We start from the raw sequence: 13,524 nt of genomic DNA on the forward strand, positions 1-13,524 counted from the left end.
TTTATCCGGTCCGGTTTAGTACCCCCGGAAACAATGCGGGCACGTATCCTGAAAACGGAAAACGTGCCGGCAAGCGGTGAGTTTACCGCATTCCGTTTGACGGAATGACGGCGTGCTGGAAGGAAAGAGATATGAGCAAAGTCAGCGGCAGCAACGGCGGCGACTCGAAGAACACACTCTATTGTTCATTCTGCGGCAAGAGCCAGCACGAGGTCCGCAAGCTTATTGCTGGACCGACGGTATTCATCTGCGATGAATGCGTCGAATTGTGCATGGACATCATTCGCGAAGAGAACAAGAGTTCCATGGTGAAGTCCCGCGAAGGCGTTCCCACGCCGCAGGATATCATCAAAATTCTCGATGAATATGTCATCGGCCAGATGCAGGCGAAGAAAATTCTCTCCGTGGCCGTTCATAACCATTACAAACGTCTGGCACACGCCTCGAAAAACGGGGAAGTGGAACTGGCGAAGTCGAACATCATGCTGGTTGGCCCAACCGGTTGCGGCAAGACCTATCTTGCCCAGACCCTGGCCCGCATCATCGATGTGCCCTTCACCATGGCCGATGCCACGACACTGACCGAAGCTGGCTACGTGGGTGAAGATGTTGAAAACATCATCCTCAAGCTGCTCCAGTCTGCGGATTACAACGTTGAACGCGCTCAGCGCGGTATCGTTTACATCGACGAAGTGGACAAGATTTCCCGCAAGTCTGACAACCCATCCATCACGCGCGACGTGTCGGGTGAGGGCGTACAGCAGGCTCTGCTGAAGATCATGGAAGGCACGGTTGCTTCCGTTCCTCCACAGGGTGGTCGCAAACATCCACAGCAGGAATTCCTCCAGGTGGACACGACCAACATCCTGTTCATTTGCGGTGGCGCGTTTGCCGGCCTGGACAAGATCATTTCCGCCCGTGGCGAAAAGACCTCCATCGGTTTTGGTGCGACGGTCAAGGGTCCGGAAGATCGTCGTGTTGGCGAAGTGTTGCGTGAACTGGAACCGGAAGATCTGGTCAAGTTCGGTCTTATTCCTGAATTCATCGGTCGTCTGCCGGTTCTGGCAACGCTCGAGGATCTCGATGAAGACGCACTGATCCAGATTCTGTCGGAACCAAAGAATGCTCTGGTCAAGCAGTACCAGCGCCTGTTCGAGATGGAAGATGTCGAACTGACATTCCATGAAGACGCACTGCGCGAAATTGCCCGCAAGGCAATCACCCGTAAAACCGGTGCTCGCGGTCTGCGTTCGATCATGGAAAAGATCCTGCTCGACACCATGTTCGAATTGCCAACGCTGGAAGGCGTTCGTGAAGTCGTGATCTCTGACGAAGTCGTCAGTGGTGTAGCGCGTCCGCTCTACATCTACGCCGATCGTCAGGAAGAAAAGACCAACGTTTCGGCCTGATTCGATTACGCTAGAATTGAAAAGCCCCTTGCAGCACGGCTGCGAGGGGCTTTTTCTTTGGCCAATGGCCACAGTCCATGGTGTCCCAGGAGTACGCCTCATGAGTTTTGTGTCTGCCGTTCTCGTGCATGTCGCTGATATGGATGAGGGGATCGCGTGGTATCAGAAAGCCTTTCCTGGCGCCGTGCGAACCGTGTCGCAGCCTTCAGGGTTCGAGTTTTTGCAGGTCGGTCAGACGCAGTTGGAACTGGTGCCTGCTGATGACAAGGTAGCAAGCGGGGCCGCTGGCAGTGTGGTCTATTGGTGGACGGACGACTTTGAAAAATCGCTCACCCATCTGCAGGCGCTTGGAGCGGTGCTTTACCGCGGCCCGATGAGAATCGATGGTGATATCCTGATGTGCCAGGTTCGCGATCCATGGGGTAATTGCATAGGTCTACGCGGCGCTGCCCTCTCTGTGGCATAAGGGCAGGGCTGTCAGGTCAGTTTCTGGCGCTTTGGGCGACGCTTTTATCGCAATTCTGCGACGTTCCTGCGGATGGCGGCTATTTTGCGTGTAGAGCCGTTTGCTCTTTGCTGATAATGTTTTACAACTGATTTGTGACGCGGTGTTTCGCGTCTGGCGGCAAGTGTATTTCTGCCCCGCAAGCATGTTGCTTGCGACTGCGTAAAAATTAGTTTTAGTACACGCCGCATTTTAAATTTCGGTCCCTGGCGGGATACCGGCGTTTCGTCTGGCTTGAAATTGGGGTGATGAAACTCCATTTCTGGTAGGAAACGAGAATGCGCCGAAGAACCCAAGAACTTCGGCAGAGTGGCTCATTGAGGCCATGGAAAGGAAATAACATGACGAACACTACGTCTGCAGCATCTGGTGGCACTTATCCTGTCCTTCCCCTGCGCGACATTGTTGTTTTCCCGCATATGATCGTCCCGCTGTTCGTAGGGCGTGAGAAATCTATTCGTGCGCTTGAAGAGGTCATGGGTTCCGACAAGCAGATCATGCTTGCCACTCAGATCAATGCTAGCGACGACGATCCTGAACCATCTGCTATTCATGACGTTGGCACGGTGGCCAATGTTCTGCAGCTGCTCAAGCTGCCTGACGGCACCGTCAAGGTGCTGGTGGAAGGCAAGGGTCGTGCAAAGATCGACACTTACACCAGCCGCGAAGATTTCTACGAGGCAACGGCGGACCTTCTGGACGAGACCAAGGATGATCCTGTCGAAGTAGAAGCTCTTTCCCGTTCGGTCATTTCCGAATTTGAAAGCTACGTGAAGCTCAACAAGAAGATCTCCCCTGAAGTGGTTGGCGTTGCCGGCCAGATCGAGGACTATTCGAAGTTGGCTGACACGGTTGCATCGCACCTGTCGATCAAGATCAGCGAAAAGCAGGAAATGCTGGAAACCGTCAGCGTGAAGCTGCGTCTGGAAAAGGCGCTTGGCTTTATGGAAGGCGAGATTTCGGTTCTTCAGGTTGAAAAGCGCATCCGTTCTCGCGTCAAGCGCCAGATGGAGAAGACGCAGCGCGAATATTACCTGAACGAGCAGATGAAGGCGATCCAGAAGGAACTCGGTGACGGCGAAGACGGCCGTGACGAGATGGCCGAGCTGGAAGAACGCATCTCCCGCACCAAACTCTCCAAGGAGGCCAAGGAAAAGGCCGAGGCGGAGATGAAGAAGCTGCGCCAGATGAGCCCGATGTCGGCAGAAGCCACCGTCGTTCGCAACTACATGGATTGGCTGCTTGGTCTGCCATGGGGCAAGAAGTCGAAGATCAAAACTGATCTGAACAAGGCTGAGGAGATCCTCGAAGTCGATCACTTCGGTCTCGACAAGGTCAAGGAACGTATCGTCGAATATCTTGCCGTGCAGGCACGCGCCACCAAGATTCGCGGACCGATCCTGTGCCTCGTTGGCCCTCCAGGCGTTGGTAAGACTTCGCTTGCAAAGTCCATCGCCAAGGCAACCGGCCGCGAATATGTTCGCATGGCGCTCGGTGGTGTACGCGATGAGGCGGAAATTCGTGGTCACCGCCGCACCTATATCGGCTCCATGCCGGGCAAGGTCGTGCAGTCCATGAAGAAGGCCAAGAAGACCAACCCGCTCTTCCTGCTCGATGAAATCGACAAGATGGGCATGGACTTCCGTGGCGATCCGTCGTCGGCTCTGCTCGAGGTGCTTGATCCGGAACAGAACTCCACCTTCATGGACCACTACCTTGAGGTGGAATATGACCTGTCCGACGTGATGTTCATCACCACGGCGAACACGCTAAATATTCCAGGCCCGCTGATGGACCGTATGGAGATCATCCGCATCGCCGGTTATACCGAAGATGAAAAGCGTGAAATCGCCAAGCGTCACCTGCTGCCTAAGGCCATCAGGGAACATGCGTTGCAGCCGGACGAGTTTTCCGTCAGCGACGATGCGATCATGGCGGTCATCCAGCAGTATACCCGTGAAGCCGGCGTTCGTAGCTTCGAGCGTGAATTGATGAAAATGGCACGTAAGGCCGTGACCGAAATCATCAAGGGCAAGACCAAGTCCGTGGCTGTAACGGCTGCCAACATCAATGACTATCTGGGCGTTCCGCGCTTCCGTCATGGTGAGGCTGAACGTGAAGATCAGGTCGGTGTTGTCACCGGTCTCGCATGGACCGAAGTTGGTGGTGAACTGCTGACGATCGAAGGCGTGATGATGCCGGGCAAGGGTCGCATGACCGTGACCGGTAACTTGAAGGAAGTGATGAAGGAATCGATTTCGGCAGCGGCATCCTATGTCCGTTCGCGCGCAGTTGATTTCGGCATTGAGCCTCCACGTTTCGACAAGAGCGACATCCACGTTCACGTTCCCGAAGGTGCCACTCCGAAGGATGGCCCATCGGCAGGTGTGGCGATGGCAACCGCCATCGTATCGATCATGACCGGCATTCCTGTTTCCAAGGATGTCGCCATGACAGGTGAAATCACACTGCGTGGTCGTGTTCTGCCAATCGGCGGCCTCAAGGAAAAGCTCCTTGCAGCCCTGCGCGGCGGCATCAAGAAGGTGCTCATTCCGGAAGAAAACGCCAAGGATTTGGCCGAGATTCCGGACAATGTGAAGAACGGAATGGAGATCATTCCTGTGTCCCGCATGGGTGAGGTTATCGAGCATGCGCTGCTGCGCAAACCCGAGCCGATCGAGTGGGATGGCAGCATTGAGACGCCACTGGTTGCCACCGTCGAAGGTGTCGATGACGCCGGTCAGACGATCGCACATTGAGGTTTTACGACCTCACGTGAAGCCATATTGGTAAAAAACACACAAAGGCTGGCAGAAATGCCAGCCTTTGTTGTGAAAAAAGCAGCTAGACCTCTTGTTTTTCAGGCGATTCCGGCGCTTTTGAGTTGCGGGTCGCAGGTAGCTAGCTATTCTGCGCCCGGCTTAATTTGAGTCGTTTCAAACCATAGAAAGGGGTGGAAACATGAATAAGAATGAGCTCGTTTCCGCAGTTGCCGAAAAGGCCGGTCTCACTAAGGCAGATGCTGCTTCCGCAGTTGACGCTGTATTCGAAACCGTCCAGAGCGAACTGAAGAATGGTGGCGACATCCGCCTCGCAGGTTTTGGCAGCTTCACTGTCAGCCGTCGTGAAGCCTCCAAGGGCCGCAACCCGTCCACGGGTGCTGAAGTTGATATTCCTGCCCGTAACGTGCCGAAGTTCTCGGCTGGCAAGGGTCTCAAGGACGCCGTGAACTCCTAAAGTTTCCACTATGCGCTGCCTCGCGGCGAGTGAGCGCATATTTGGCTTGTGAGTACTGAAATTGAAAGCCCGGTGCCTTTGCATCGGGTTTTTATTTTGCCTTGCGTCTGTTTGCTGTGGATGACCCGGCTAAATAAACTATGTCTGTCATTCGTGTGTAACATGCATGCAGCAGAAGCCGACTGTTCGATTTAATGGAACAGGAGGCTTCCCATGACGTTTCGTTTTACTTCAGCCGGCCTGATGGCTGTGCTGCTTACTTCCGTCGCCTTGCCTGCTGCTGCTGATCAGGTTTTCAACCGCATTGCATCTTTCCCGGTGGCGCTAAACCTGCCGAAGGACAAGGACGCCAAAACGGTATCGTCTGCTGAGATCATCGCGGCCAGTGAAGACGGCAATACACTGATCTATTCCGACAGCCCGCTGGGCGGCATTGGCTTTATCGACATTACCGATGCCAAGGCACCGAAGGCTGGTGGTGCCCTGTTGCTGGAAGGTGAACCGACGTCGGTCGCCGTTGCTGGAACCAAGGTTCTGGCAGGTGTGAATACCTCTGAAAGCTTCACCAAGCCATCTGGCAAACTGGTGACTGTCGATATCGCCAGCAAAAAGATAGAAGCCAGCTGCGATCTGGGCGGTCAGCCTGATTCTGTCGCCATTTCCCCAGACAAGACATTTGCCGCCATCGCGATCGAAAATGAACGCGATGAAGACGTCAATGATGGTGCATTGCCGCAGATGCCGGCTGGCTATCTGGTCACGGTTGCCCTCAAAGACGGCGTTGCCGATTGCGCAACCGTCAAGCACATTGACATGACTGGTCTGGCAGATATCGCACCGGAAGATCCAGAGCCGGAATTCGTTTCCATCAACACGAATGGCGACATTGCCGTGACGCTGCAGGAAAACAACCACATCGTGATTGTTGATGGCAAAGCCGGCACGGTCAAAAGCCACTTCCCCGCTGGCACCGTTGACCTGGAAGGCATCGACACCAAGTCGGACGGCGCCCTGAAGTTCACGGACAAGCAGGAAGCCCGTAAACGCGAACCTGACGCCATCAAGTGGCTGGGCACAGATCGTGTTGTCATCGCCAATGAAGGCGACTGGGAAGGCGGCGCACGCGGCTTCACCATTTTCGACACAGCTGGCAAGGTCCTCTATGAAGCTGGCGCTTCCTTCGAACATGCCGTCGCCAGTATCGGCCACTATCCCGAGAAGCGTTCGAGAGCCAAGGGCGTAGAGCCTGAAGGTCTTGAAGTCGCAACCTTTGGCGATGACCGCTTTATCTTCGTTCTGTCCGAGCGTAGCTCTGTGGTTGGCGTTTACAAGGATACCGGCGCAGAACCTGAGCTGACACAGCTTCTGCCATCCGGCATCTCTCCAGAAGGTGCTGTGGCGATCCCTGGCCGCAATCTGCTGGCAACTGCCAACGAGGCCGATCTGGTCGAAGATGGTGGTGCCCGTTCGCACGTCATGTTGTTTGAGCGTGCAGAAGGCGAGGCGGCCTATCCGCAGCTGGTATCGGCAACGGTAGACGGCGCGCCAATCGGCTGGGGTGCACTGTCCGGTCTGGTCGCTGACGCTGAAAAGGATGGCATCCTTTATGCGGTGTCCGATTCGGTTTACGGCATGCAGCCATCGATCTACACGATCGACGCAACCCAGAAACCTGCTGTCATCACCTCTGTCTTGCGCGTGAAGCGTGAAGGTCAGCCTGCCCAGAAACTCGACATCGAAGGCATCACTCTCGATGGCAAGGGTGGTTTCTGGTTGGCATCGGAAGGCAACAGCGAAAAGCTACTTCCGCACGCGCTTTACAACGTCAACGCCAAGGGTGAGATCAAGGCCGAGATCGCCCTGCCGAAAGAGTTGCTTGAGGGTGAGACCCGTTACGGCTTTGAAGGTGTGACGGTTGTGGGTGAAGGCGACGACGCCACCCTGTGGATGGCTGTGCAGCGCGAATGGGGCACAGACGAGAAGGGCTTCGTGAAGCTCGTCTCCTATAACCCCAAGGCCAAGGAGTGGGGCGCTGTGCGTTACCAGCTCGACAAGCCTGAAGCCGGTTGGGTTGGCCTGTCGGAAATCTCTGCCCATGGCGACCACGTCTACATCGTAGAGCGTGATAACCAGATTGGTGATGCCGCAGCCATCAAGAAGCTGTACCGCGTTGCAAAGGCTGACCTGAAGCCTGCCAAGATCGGCGGCGAGCTACCTCTCGTGACCAAGGAGCTGGCCCATGACTTCCTGCCAGACCTTAAGGCGCAGACCAATGGTTACACCGTCGACAAGCTGGAAGGCTTTGCCTTCGACAAGTCTGGCAAGGCTTACGCCGTGACCGACAATGACGGCGTAGATGATTCCTCGGGCGAAACACTGTTCTTTGCAGTGGACCTCAAGGGCACCAACTGATTTTTGACGCACAAAAAACGGCCGGACACCAAAATGTCCGGCCGTTTTTGTTTTGGAGTGAGAAAATTCGGGCCACTGACGACGAATCGCATCCTGACGTCAGGACTCAGACGTTGATGTGCTCCGGCAAACGGGCATCAATCCACGCCACCATGTCGTCCAGTACGCGTTCCTTCCCCAGATCATTGAGAAGATCATGGAAATGCCCCTCGTAAAGTTTGAGGGTTTTGTCGCTGGAGCCTGCCGTTTTGTAAAAAAACTCGCTGCCGCTTGGCATGGTCGCTTTGTCAGCAGTGCCATGCAGAATCAGCACGGGAAGTTTTATGGTCGGAAATTCCCGCTTCAAATGTTCATCGGCACGCACCAGAGCAGCAACTGTTGCAGCTGGCTGTGTTTCATTGGCAATCAATGGATCGGCATTGAGAATACGTACAGCCTCGCCATCGCGTGAAAAATCTTCATTTTTCAGTTTGAGCACCGGTAGGCGAGGGAAGAACCCACTTAAAAACTTGGTGATTCCAAGAACGAAATTGGGGGCGGGCACTTTGAAAGCAAAACTTTCGCAGATCAGGCCGGCCAATCCATCCTGCATTTCCAGAGCGTACGAACATGAAACGACGCCGCCAGCGCTGTGACCCAGCAAAAAAACCGGCAGATTCGGATTGCGGGACTTCGCTAGATCAATGACGATGCCGAGATCGGCGACATAATCGGCAATATTATCGACATAGAATCGCGGTCCGTCGGATTTTCCACGGCCGCGTAAGTCGAGTGCGTAGACAATAAAGCCTCTTTGCATGAATTTTTCGGCGGCCCAAATATATTGGCCGCCATGAGAATTCACACCATGGCAAATCACTACGACGGCCCGAGGCACAGAATCGGGTTTCCACGAGCGTACGAAGAGTCGCAGCCCACCTGTTGTTGATAAAAATTCTTCCTGAAATGCACTGCCTTCCATCTGCGTCATCGGAAACTCCCGTGGTCAAGGCGTGGGAGTTGACCTTTATCACGGGAGAAGCGACGAGCGAAGCGCAAATATACGCGCTATGATTGCGATGGTGGAGCGAAAAAAAACGATGCGGTCAGCGAGTAGGTGCGTTTCTTATTCTTCGTCGGACAAAAGGCCGTCATACACCTCGAGCAAAGCAGCGGTTATTGCGGCACCGAGTGCATTTGCTGCCTCGCGAATGGTCTCTTCACTGCTGTCGCGCGCTGCAATCGCCAGGGATGAGCCCTCAACGGCAATGATCTCCTTGGCGCGTTCGATTGCCCACAGACCGAAATCACCACGATTGTCGATTGAGATAGTGTCCATGTTGATAATTCCCGTTGGTTGTTTTTTCTGACCAAGCGGAAAACAATACGCCATGAATAAGTGGCGACATTCAAGATACTTAAAAGGGGAGAGAAGAAGGAAAATGGTGGGCGATGAGAGACTCGAACTCCCGACATCCTCGGTGTAAACGAGGCGCTCTACCAACTGAGCTAATCGCCCTTCGCGTCTTGCGAACCGTTTGTTGTGTTCGCCGCGTCGGTGGCTGTGATCTATGCGGATCAGAAAAAAAGCGCAAGTCCCCTTTGTGAAGTTTTTTCAAAATTTTCTGATTTCGCTGTGCGCAATTGCGTAACATCCCGAGAAAATAAGGGTTTTTCCCAATCATAAAAAATTCAAGAAAATTTCACTCTCTATAGGACGCCCAAAACAGGGGAGGGCTGTGGATAAAATCAGCCGTTTGGGAGGGATTTTGAAAAGAAAAAAACGAAAGCGTATTTTTTGTCATGAAACCTGTTGACACCCAAACATGAACCCCGTAGTTAGCCGCTCACGGACAGTCGAGGCTGCTTCGTTAGGCAGGTTTCTGCTGAATAAGGATTAAGCGGGTGTAGCTCAGTTGGTTAGAGTGCCGGCCTGTCACGCCGGAGGTCGCGGGTTCGAGCCCCGTCACTCGCGCCATCCTTTCCTCGAAAAACGCAGATGAAAATCTGCAATGCGCGGGTGTAGCTCAGTCGGTTAGAGTGCCGGCCTGTCACGCCGGAGGTCGCGGGTTCGAGCCCCGTCACTCGCGCCATTTATTTTTAAATGTCCCCTCCATCGTTGTTTACACGCTGGTCTCTCCAGAGACTGTGGCGTGCTTTGCGCGTTGCGCGCGGTTCAAATGAATCGCGTTTGCCGCCCAACATTTCCTTCCTTTTTTGCTCATATTTCCGTTATGCAAAATGTGCTTTTTGCAGTGCAATTTCCAGCAAATTTCTCACCTTTGTGACTTTGTTTTTTGTTTGGCGGAATATTCATTTTTTTTAAGTATTTAGCGGTATCCAAAGGGGTGGGTGCCAAGGTAGTGTATCGTTATTGTTGCGAAACGATGCGGCAACCGGGTTGAAATGATGCAGAAACTCTTGCAGAGAGAACCCGGCTGCGCTAACGACTTTGGCGTTGCAACATGATTTTTGTCCTTGCAGACGGTTTGTCGCAAGGGATTGTCCGGCGCTCGGCTCGGACAGGGAAGAGTACGATGACTGAACTCCTCAGTTCCTATATTCCGATTGCAATTTTCATTGGTATCGCGCTGGTCATCGGACTGGCGCTGCTTATCGCGCCATTCGCAGTTGCTTATAAAAATCCGGACCCGGAAAAGCTGTCTGCGTTCGAGTGCGGTTTCAATGCCTTTGATGATGCACGTATGAAGTTCGACATTCGCTTTTATCTGGTGTCGATCCTATTCATTATCTTCGACCTTGAAGTTGCGTTCCTGTTCCCATGGGCTGTGTCCTTCGGTGAGTTGGGCTGGTTCGGCTTCTGGTCCATGATGGTGTTCCTCGGTGTTCTCACCATTGGCTTCATCTATGAGTGGAAGAAGGGAGCTTTGGAATGGGCGTAGGTCAAGACAACACGACGCTGGTTGCTCCGAAGCCGAAAGGCATTATCGATCCGTCGACGGGCAAGCCCGTTGGCAGCAACGATGCGTATTTTACCGAAATCAACGACGAACTGGCCGACAAGGGCTTCCTCGTCACCTCGACCGACGAGCTCATCACATGGGCCCGTACCGGTTCGCTGATGTGGATGCAGTTCGGTCTGGCCTGTTGCGCCGTTGAAGGCCTGATGCAGGCCTCTGGCCCGCGTTACGACCTTGAGCGCTTTGGTGTTGCGCCACGTGCGTCACCGCGCCAGTCGGACGTTCTGATCGTTGCCGGCACGCTGACCAATAAGATGGCTCCGGCGCTGCGCAAGGTGTATGACCAGATGCCTGAGCCACGTTACGTCATCTCGATGGGTTCCTGCGCCAATGGCGGCGGTTATTACCATTATTCCTATGCTGTGGTGCGCGGTTGTGACCGTGTCGTCCCGGTAGATATTTACGTTCCGGGCTGTCCCCCCACGGCAGAGGCGCTGCTTTACGGCGTGCTTTTGTTGCAGAAGAAGATCCGCAGAACCGGAACGATCGAGCGTTAAGGGCAAAGGACAGTACGAATGAGTGAAGCTCTTACCGATCTTGCTGCCTATGTTAAGGAAGCACGTGGTTCGTTGGTTGAGTCTGCCGATATTGCTTTCGGCGAACTCACCCTGAACACAACGCCAGCCAATGTTATCGCACTGCTGACCTTCCTGCGGGATGACGTCCAGTGCGGTTTTATCAACATTATCGATATCTGCGGCGTTGACTGGCCGCGCCGCGAAAAGCGTTTCGATGTTGTCTATCATCTTCTGTCTCCTCGTCAGAACCTGCGTGTGCGGGTGAAGCTGCAGGTAGCGGAAGACGAGGGCGTTCCATCCTCGACATCCGTGTTCATGGGTGCGGAATGGTTCGAACGCGAAGCATGGGATATGTACGGCATTCCGTTTGAGGGCCATGCCGACCTTCGTCGTATTCTCACCGATTACGGCTTTGAAGGCCATCCGCTGCGCAAGGACTTCCCGGTTACCGGATTTGTAGAAGTACGTTACGATGACGTACTGAAGCGCGTTCTGTATGAGCCGGTCGAGTTGAAGCAGGAATTCCGTAACTTCGACTTCCTTTCTCCTTGGGAGGGAACGGATTACGTTCTTCCGGGCGACGAGAAGGCGAAGCAATGACGACCGAAACAACGCGAGAGCAGGGGCAATGTCTTTGCGGCGCCGTTCGCTTCGAGGCACAGGTTGGTGCCCGGGAGGTCGGTGTCTGCCATTGTTCCATGTGCCGTCGCTGGTCCGGCGGCGTCTTTCTTGCGGTTGAATGCGAAGGTGTGACGTTTGCAGACGAAAAGGCGCTTGGCGTCTATTCGTCTTCTGAATGGGGTGAGCGGTGTTTCTGCGCGTCATGCGGCAGCACCCTTTTGTGGCGTTCCAAGGATGGTGCGCACACGGCCGTTTCCGTTCAGGCATTCGAGAACCCTTCCGATTACCGGCTCGTTTCGCAGATTTTTATAGACGAAAAGCCTGATTGCTATTCATTCACCCAGGCCACGAAGAACATGACCGGTGCCGAATTCATCGCCATGGTCACGTCGGCGGAGCAAAAGCATGACTGAACATAATGTTCGCAACTTCACCATCAACTTCGGCCCGGAACACCCTTCCGCGCACGGCGTGTTGCGTCTTGTTCTTGAACTGGACGGTGAAATCGTCGAGCGCGTCGATCCGCATATCGGTTTGTTGCACCGCGGCACGGAAAAGCTGATCGAAACCAAGACCTACCTTCAGGCCGTGCCGTATTTCGACCGTCTGGACTACGTTTCGCCGATGAACCAGGAGCATGCCTTCGCGCTTGCTGTTGAAAAGCTTCTCGGCCTTGAAATCCCGATGCGTGGTCAGTTGATCCGCGTGCTGTTTTCCGAAATCGGCCGCATCCTGTCGCACATCATGAACGTCACCACGCAGGCTATGGACGTTGGCGCCATGACACCGCCGGTTTGGGGCTTCGAAGAACGCGAAAAGCTGATGGTGTTCTATGAGCGTGCCTGTGGCGCGCGCATGCACGCAGCCTATGTTCGCCCAGGTGGCGTACACCAGGATATCCCGCCAGAGCTGGTCGATGATATCGGCAAGTGGTGTGACCCGTTCATTACCGTTCTCGACAACATCGAAGGCCTGCTGACCGATAACCGCATCTACAAGCAGCGTAACGTCGATATCGGCGTTGTGACGCTGGAAGACGCGTTCAACTGGGGCTTCTCGGGCGTTATGGTTCGTGGTTCCGGCGCTGCCTGGGACCTGCGTCGTTCGCAGCCTTACGAATGTTACTCCGATCTGGAGTTCGACATTCCTGTCGGCAAGAACGGTGACTGTTATGACCGTTACCTCATTCGTATGCAGGAGATGCGCCAGTCGGTTCGCATCATGAAGCAGTGCGTTGAGCTTCTGCAGGGCAAGCACCGCGTTGGAGCCGTATCGGCGCTTGACGGCAAGGTTGTTCCGCCGAAGCGAGGCGAAATGAAGCGTTCGATGGAAGCGCTCATTCACCACTTCAAGCTCTATACCGAAGGTTACCACGTGCCAGCCGGTGAGGTTTACGCCGCCGTTGAAGCACCGAAGGGTGAGTTCGGCGTCTATGTTGTTGCCGACGGAAGCAACAAGCCTTACCGCTGCAAGATCCGCGCTCCGGGTTTTGTGCACCTGCAGGCCATGGATTTCCTCTGCAAGGGCCACCAGCTCGCCGACGTGACGGCTGTTCTTGGTTCTCTCGACATCGTGTTCGGGGAGGTCGACCGCTAATGCGTCTGCCACTGGCATATATGGCTGTTCTGTTGTCCGGCGCGTCTGCTGCATTTGCACAGACATCGGACAACATGAGCTCTGCATCCAGTGGCGGCGTTTCCACCATTCGAGGACTTCTGTCCGCAGGCTACGAGATCAAAGCCTCGGTGCCCAACGGCAAGAAGTTCATTGTATTTTTGCAAAAAGACAAATCGGCTTATGCCTGCGAATTCGCCACGGTGGTGGAGTCGCGGTGTGAGCCGTTAAACTGATGAGGCGTGAGC

General features: G+C 54.4%; 13 protein-coding genes and 3 tRNA genes. 13 read left to right on the forward strand and 3 right to left on the reverse strand.

The window, feature by feature from the left end; genetic code table 11:
- Positions 1-131 precede the first annotated feature (131 nt).
- The 5 genes from clpX (at position 132) to PYL13_RS07500 (ending at position 7,563) form a co-directional block, all read left to right on the forward strand.
- Positions 132-1,409, forward strand: coding sequence for an ATP-dependent Clp protease ATP-binding subunit ClpX (clpX, locus tag PYL13_RS07480; protein ID WP_192487547.1), 1,278 nt, complete (start codon positions 132-134; stop codon positions 1,407-1,409).
- 100 nt (positions 1,410-1,509) lie between these two features.
- Complete coding sequence (locus tag PYL13_RS07485) at positions 1,510-1,875, forward strand: VOC family protein (RefSeq protein WP_275640907.1); 366 nt, start codon at positions 1,510-1,512, stop codon at positions 1,873-1,875.
- A 380-nt stretch (positions 1,876-2,255) separates the two neighbouring features.
- Complete coding sequence (gene lon / locus PYL13_RS07490; protein ID WP_275640908.1) at positions 2,256-4,673, forward strand: endopeptidase La; 2,418 nt, start codon at positions 2,256-2,258, stop codon at positions 4,671-4,673.
- A gap of 202 nt (positions 4,674-4,875) precedes the next feature.
- Entirely contained in the window at positions 4,876-5,151 is a 276-nt protein-coding gene (hupB, locus tag PYL13_RS07495) for a DNA-binding protein HupB (RefSeq protein WP_192487550.1), read from the forward strand.
- Between the two features lie 213 nt (positions 5,152-5,364).
- Positions 5,365-7,563: an esterase-like activity of phytase family protein gene (locus PYL13_RS07500; protein WP_275640909.1), complete on the forward strand. Its 2,199-nt coding sequence runs from the start codon at positions 5,365-5,367 to the stop codon at positions 7,561-7,563.
- 106 nt (positions 7,564-7,669) lie between these two features.
- Here PYL13_RS07500 and PYL13_RS07505 read toward each other — a convergent pair whose 3' ends face one another.
- From PYL13_RS07505 to PYL13_RS07515, 3 genes are all read right to left on the reverse strand, one after another.
- The gene (locus tag PYL13_RS07505; protein ID WP_275640910.1) at positions 7,670-8,533 is read right to left on the reverse strand and encodes an alpha/beta hydrolase; all 864 of its coding nucleotides are present in this window, start codon (positions 8,531-8,533) and stop codon (positions 7,670-7,672) included.
- A gap of 135 nt (positions 8,534-8,668) precedes the next feature.
- Complete coding sequence (locus PYL13_RS07510) at positions 8,669-8,881, reverse strand: hypothetical protein (protein WP_250982802.1); 213 nt, start codon at positions 8,879-8,881, stop codon at positions 8,669-8,671.
- A 104-nt stretch (positions 8,882-8,985) separates the two neighbouring features.
- Positions 8,986-9,061, reverse strand: a tRNA-Val gene (locus tag PYL13_RS07515).
- 382 nt (positions 9,062-9,443) lie between these two features.
- Here PYL13_RS07515 and PYL13_RS07520 point away from each other — a divergent pair.
- The 8 genes from PYL13_RS07520 to PYL13_RS07555 all read left to right on the forward strand — a co-directional run bounded on the left by PYL13_RS07520 (position 9,444) and on the right by PYL13_RS07555 (position 13,512).
- A tRNA-Asp gene (locus tag PYL13_RS07520) sits at positions 9,444-9,520 on the forward strand.
- A 38-nt stretch (positions 9,521-9,558) separates the two neighbouring features.
- Positions 9,559-9,635: transfer RNA gene (locus PYL13_RS07525), tRNA-Asp, on the forward strand.
- 444 nt (positions 9,636-10,079) lie between these two features.
- Positions 10,080-10,445 (forward strand): NADH-quinone oxidoreductase subunit A, encoded by a 366-nt coding sequence (locus PYL13_RS07530; protein ID WP_192487554.1) that lies wholly within the window; start codon positions 10,080-10,082, stop codon positions 10,443-10,445.
- Entirely contained in the window at positions 10,436-11,020 is a 585-nt protein-coding gene (locus tag PYL13_RS07535; RefSeq protein WP_192487555.1) for a NuoB/complex I 20 kDa subunit family protein, read from the forward strand. Before PYL13_RS07530 ends, PYL13_RS07535 begins: the two co-directional genes overlap by 10 nt.
- Before the next feature lie 18 nt (positions 11,021-11,038).
- The gene (locus PYL13_RS07540; protein ID WP_192487556.1) at positions 11,039-11,641 is read left to right on the forward strand and encodes an NADH-quinone oxidoreductase subunit C; all 603 of its coding nucleotides are present in this window, start codon (positions 11,039-11,041) and stop codon (positions 11,639-11,641) included.
- The gene (locus PYL13_RS07545; RefSeq protein ID WP_192487557.1) at positions 11,638-12,075 is read left to right on the forward strand and encodes a GFA family protein; all 438 of its coding nucleotides are present in this window, start codon (positions 11,638-11,640) and stop codon (positions 12,073-12,075) included. The genes PYL13_RS07540 and PYL13_RS07545 overlap by 4 nt, the downstream gene beginning before the upstream one ends.
- On the forward strand, positions 12,068-13,258 hold the full coding sequence (locus PYL13_RS07550; protein WP_250982800.1) for an NADH-quinone oxidoreductase subunit D: 1,191 nt from the start codon (positions 12,068-12,070) through the stop codon (positions 13,256-13,258). The genes PYL13_RS07545 and PYL13_RS07550 overlap by 8 nt, the downstream gene beginning before the upstream one ends.
- Positions 13,258-13,512 (forward strand): hypothetical protein, encoded by a 255-nt coding sequence (locus PYL13_RS07555; RefSeq protein ID WP_192487559.1) that lies wholly within the window; start codon positions 13,258-13,260, stop codon positions 13,510-13,512. Before PYL13_RS07550 ends, PYL13_RS07555 begins: the two co-directional genes overlap by 1 nt.
- Positions 13,513-13,524 lie beyond the last annotated feature (12 nt).

Origin of the sequence: Agrobacterium sp. Azo12 (genome assembly GCF_029193765.2) — a bacterium.
Lineage (GTDB): Bacteria > Pseudomonadota > Alphaproteobacteria > Rhizobiales > Rhizobiaceae > Agrobacterium.

Excerpts from the sequence above, each read along its gene's own strand:
- clpX (WP_192487547.1), top strand. The coding sequence starts at position 132 with ATGAGCAAAGTCAGCGGCAGCAACGGCGGCGACTCGAAGAACACACTC.
- PYL13_RS07485 (WP_275640907.1), top strand. The coding sequence starts at position 1,510 with ATGAGTTTTGTGTCTGCCGTTCTCGTGCATGTCGCTGATATGGATGAG.
- lon (WP_275640908.1), top strand. The coding sequence starts at position 2,256 with ATGACGAACACTACGTCTGCAGCATCTGGTGGCACTTATCCTGTCCTT.
- hupB (WP_192487550.1), top strand. The coding sequence starts at position 4,876 with ATGAATAAGAATGAGCTCGTTTCCGCAGTTGCCGAAAAGGCCGGTCTC.
- PYL13_RS07500 (WP_275640909.1), top strand. The coding sequence starts at position 5,365 with ATGACGTTTCGTTTTACTTCAGCCGGCCTGATGGCTGTGCTGCTTACT.
- PYL13_RS07505 (WP_275640910.1), bottom strand. The coding sequence starts at position 8,533 with ATGACGCAGATGGAAGGCAGTGCATTTCAGGAAGAATTTTTATCAACA.
- PYL13_RS07510 (WP_250982802.1), bottom strand. The coding sequence starts at position 8,881 with ATGGACACTATCTCAATCGACAATCGTGGTGATTTCGGTCTGTGGGCA.
- PYL13_RS07530 (WP_192487554.1), top strand. The coding sequence starts at position 10,080 with ATGACTGAACTCCTCAGTTCCTATATTCCGATTGCAATTTTCATTGGT.
- PYL13_RS07535 (WP_192487555.1), top strand. The coding sequence starts at position 10,436 with ATGGGCGTAGGTCAAGACAACACGACGCTGGTTGCTCCGAAGCCGAAA.
- PYL13_RS07540 (WP_192487556.1), top strand. The coding sequence starts at position 11,039 with ATGAGTGAAGCTCTTACCGATCTTGCTGCCTATGTTAAGGAAGCACGT.
- PYL13_RS07545 (WP_192487557.1), top strand. The coding sequence starts at position 11,638 with ATGACGACCGAAACAACGCGAGAGCAGGGGCAATGTCTTTGCGGCGCC.
- PYL13_RS07550 (WP_250982800.1), top strand. The coding sequence starts at position 12,068 with ATGACTGAACATAATGTTCGCAACTTCACCATCAACTTCGGCCCGGAA.
- PYL13_RS07555 (WP_192487559.1), top strand. The coding sequence starts at position 13,258 with ATGCGTCTGCCACTGGCATATATGGCTGTTCTGTTGTCCGGCGCGTCT.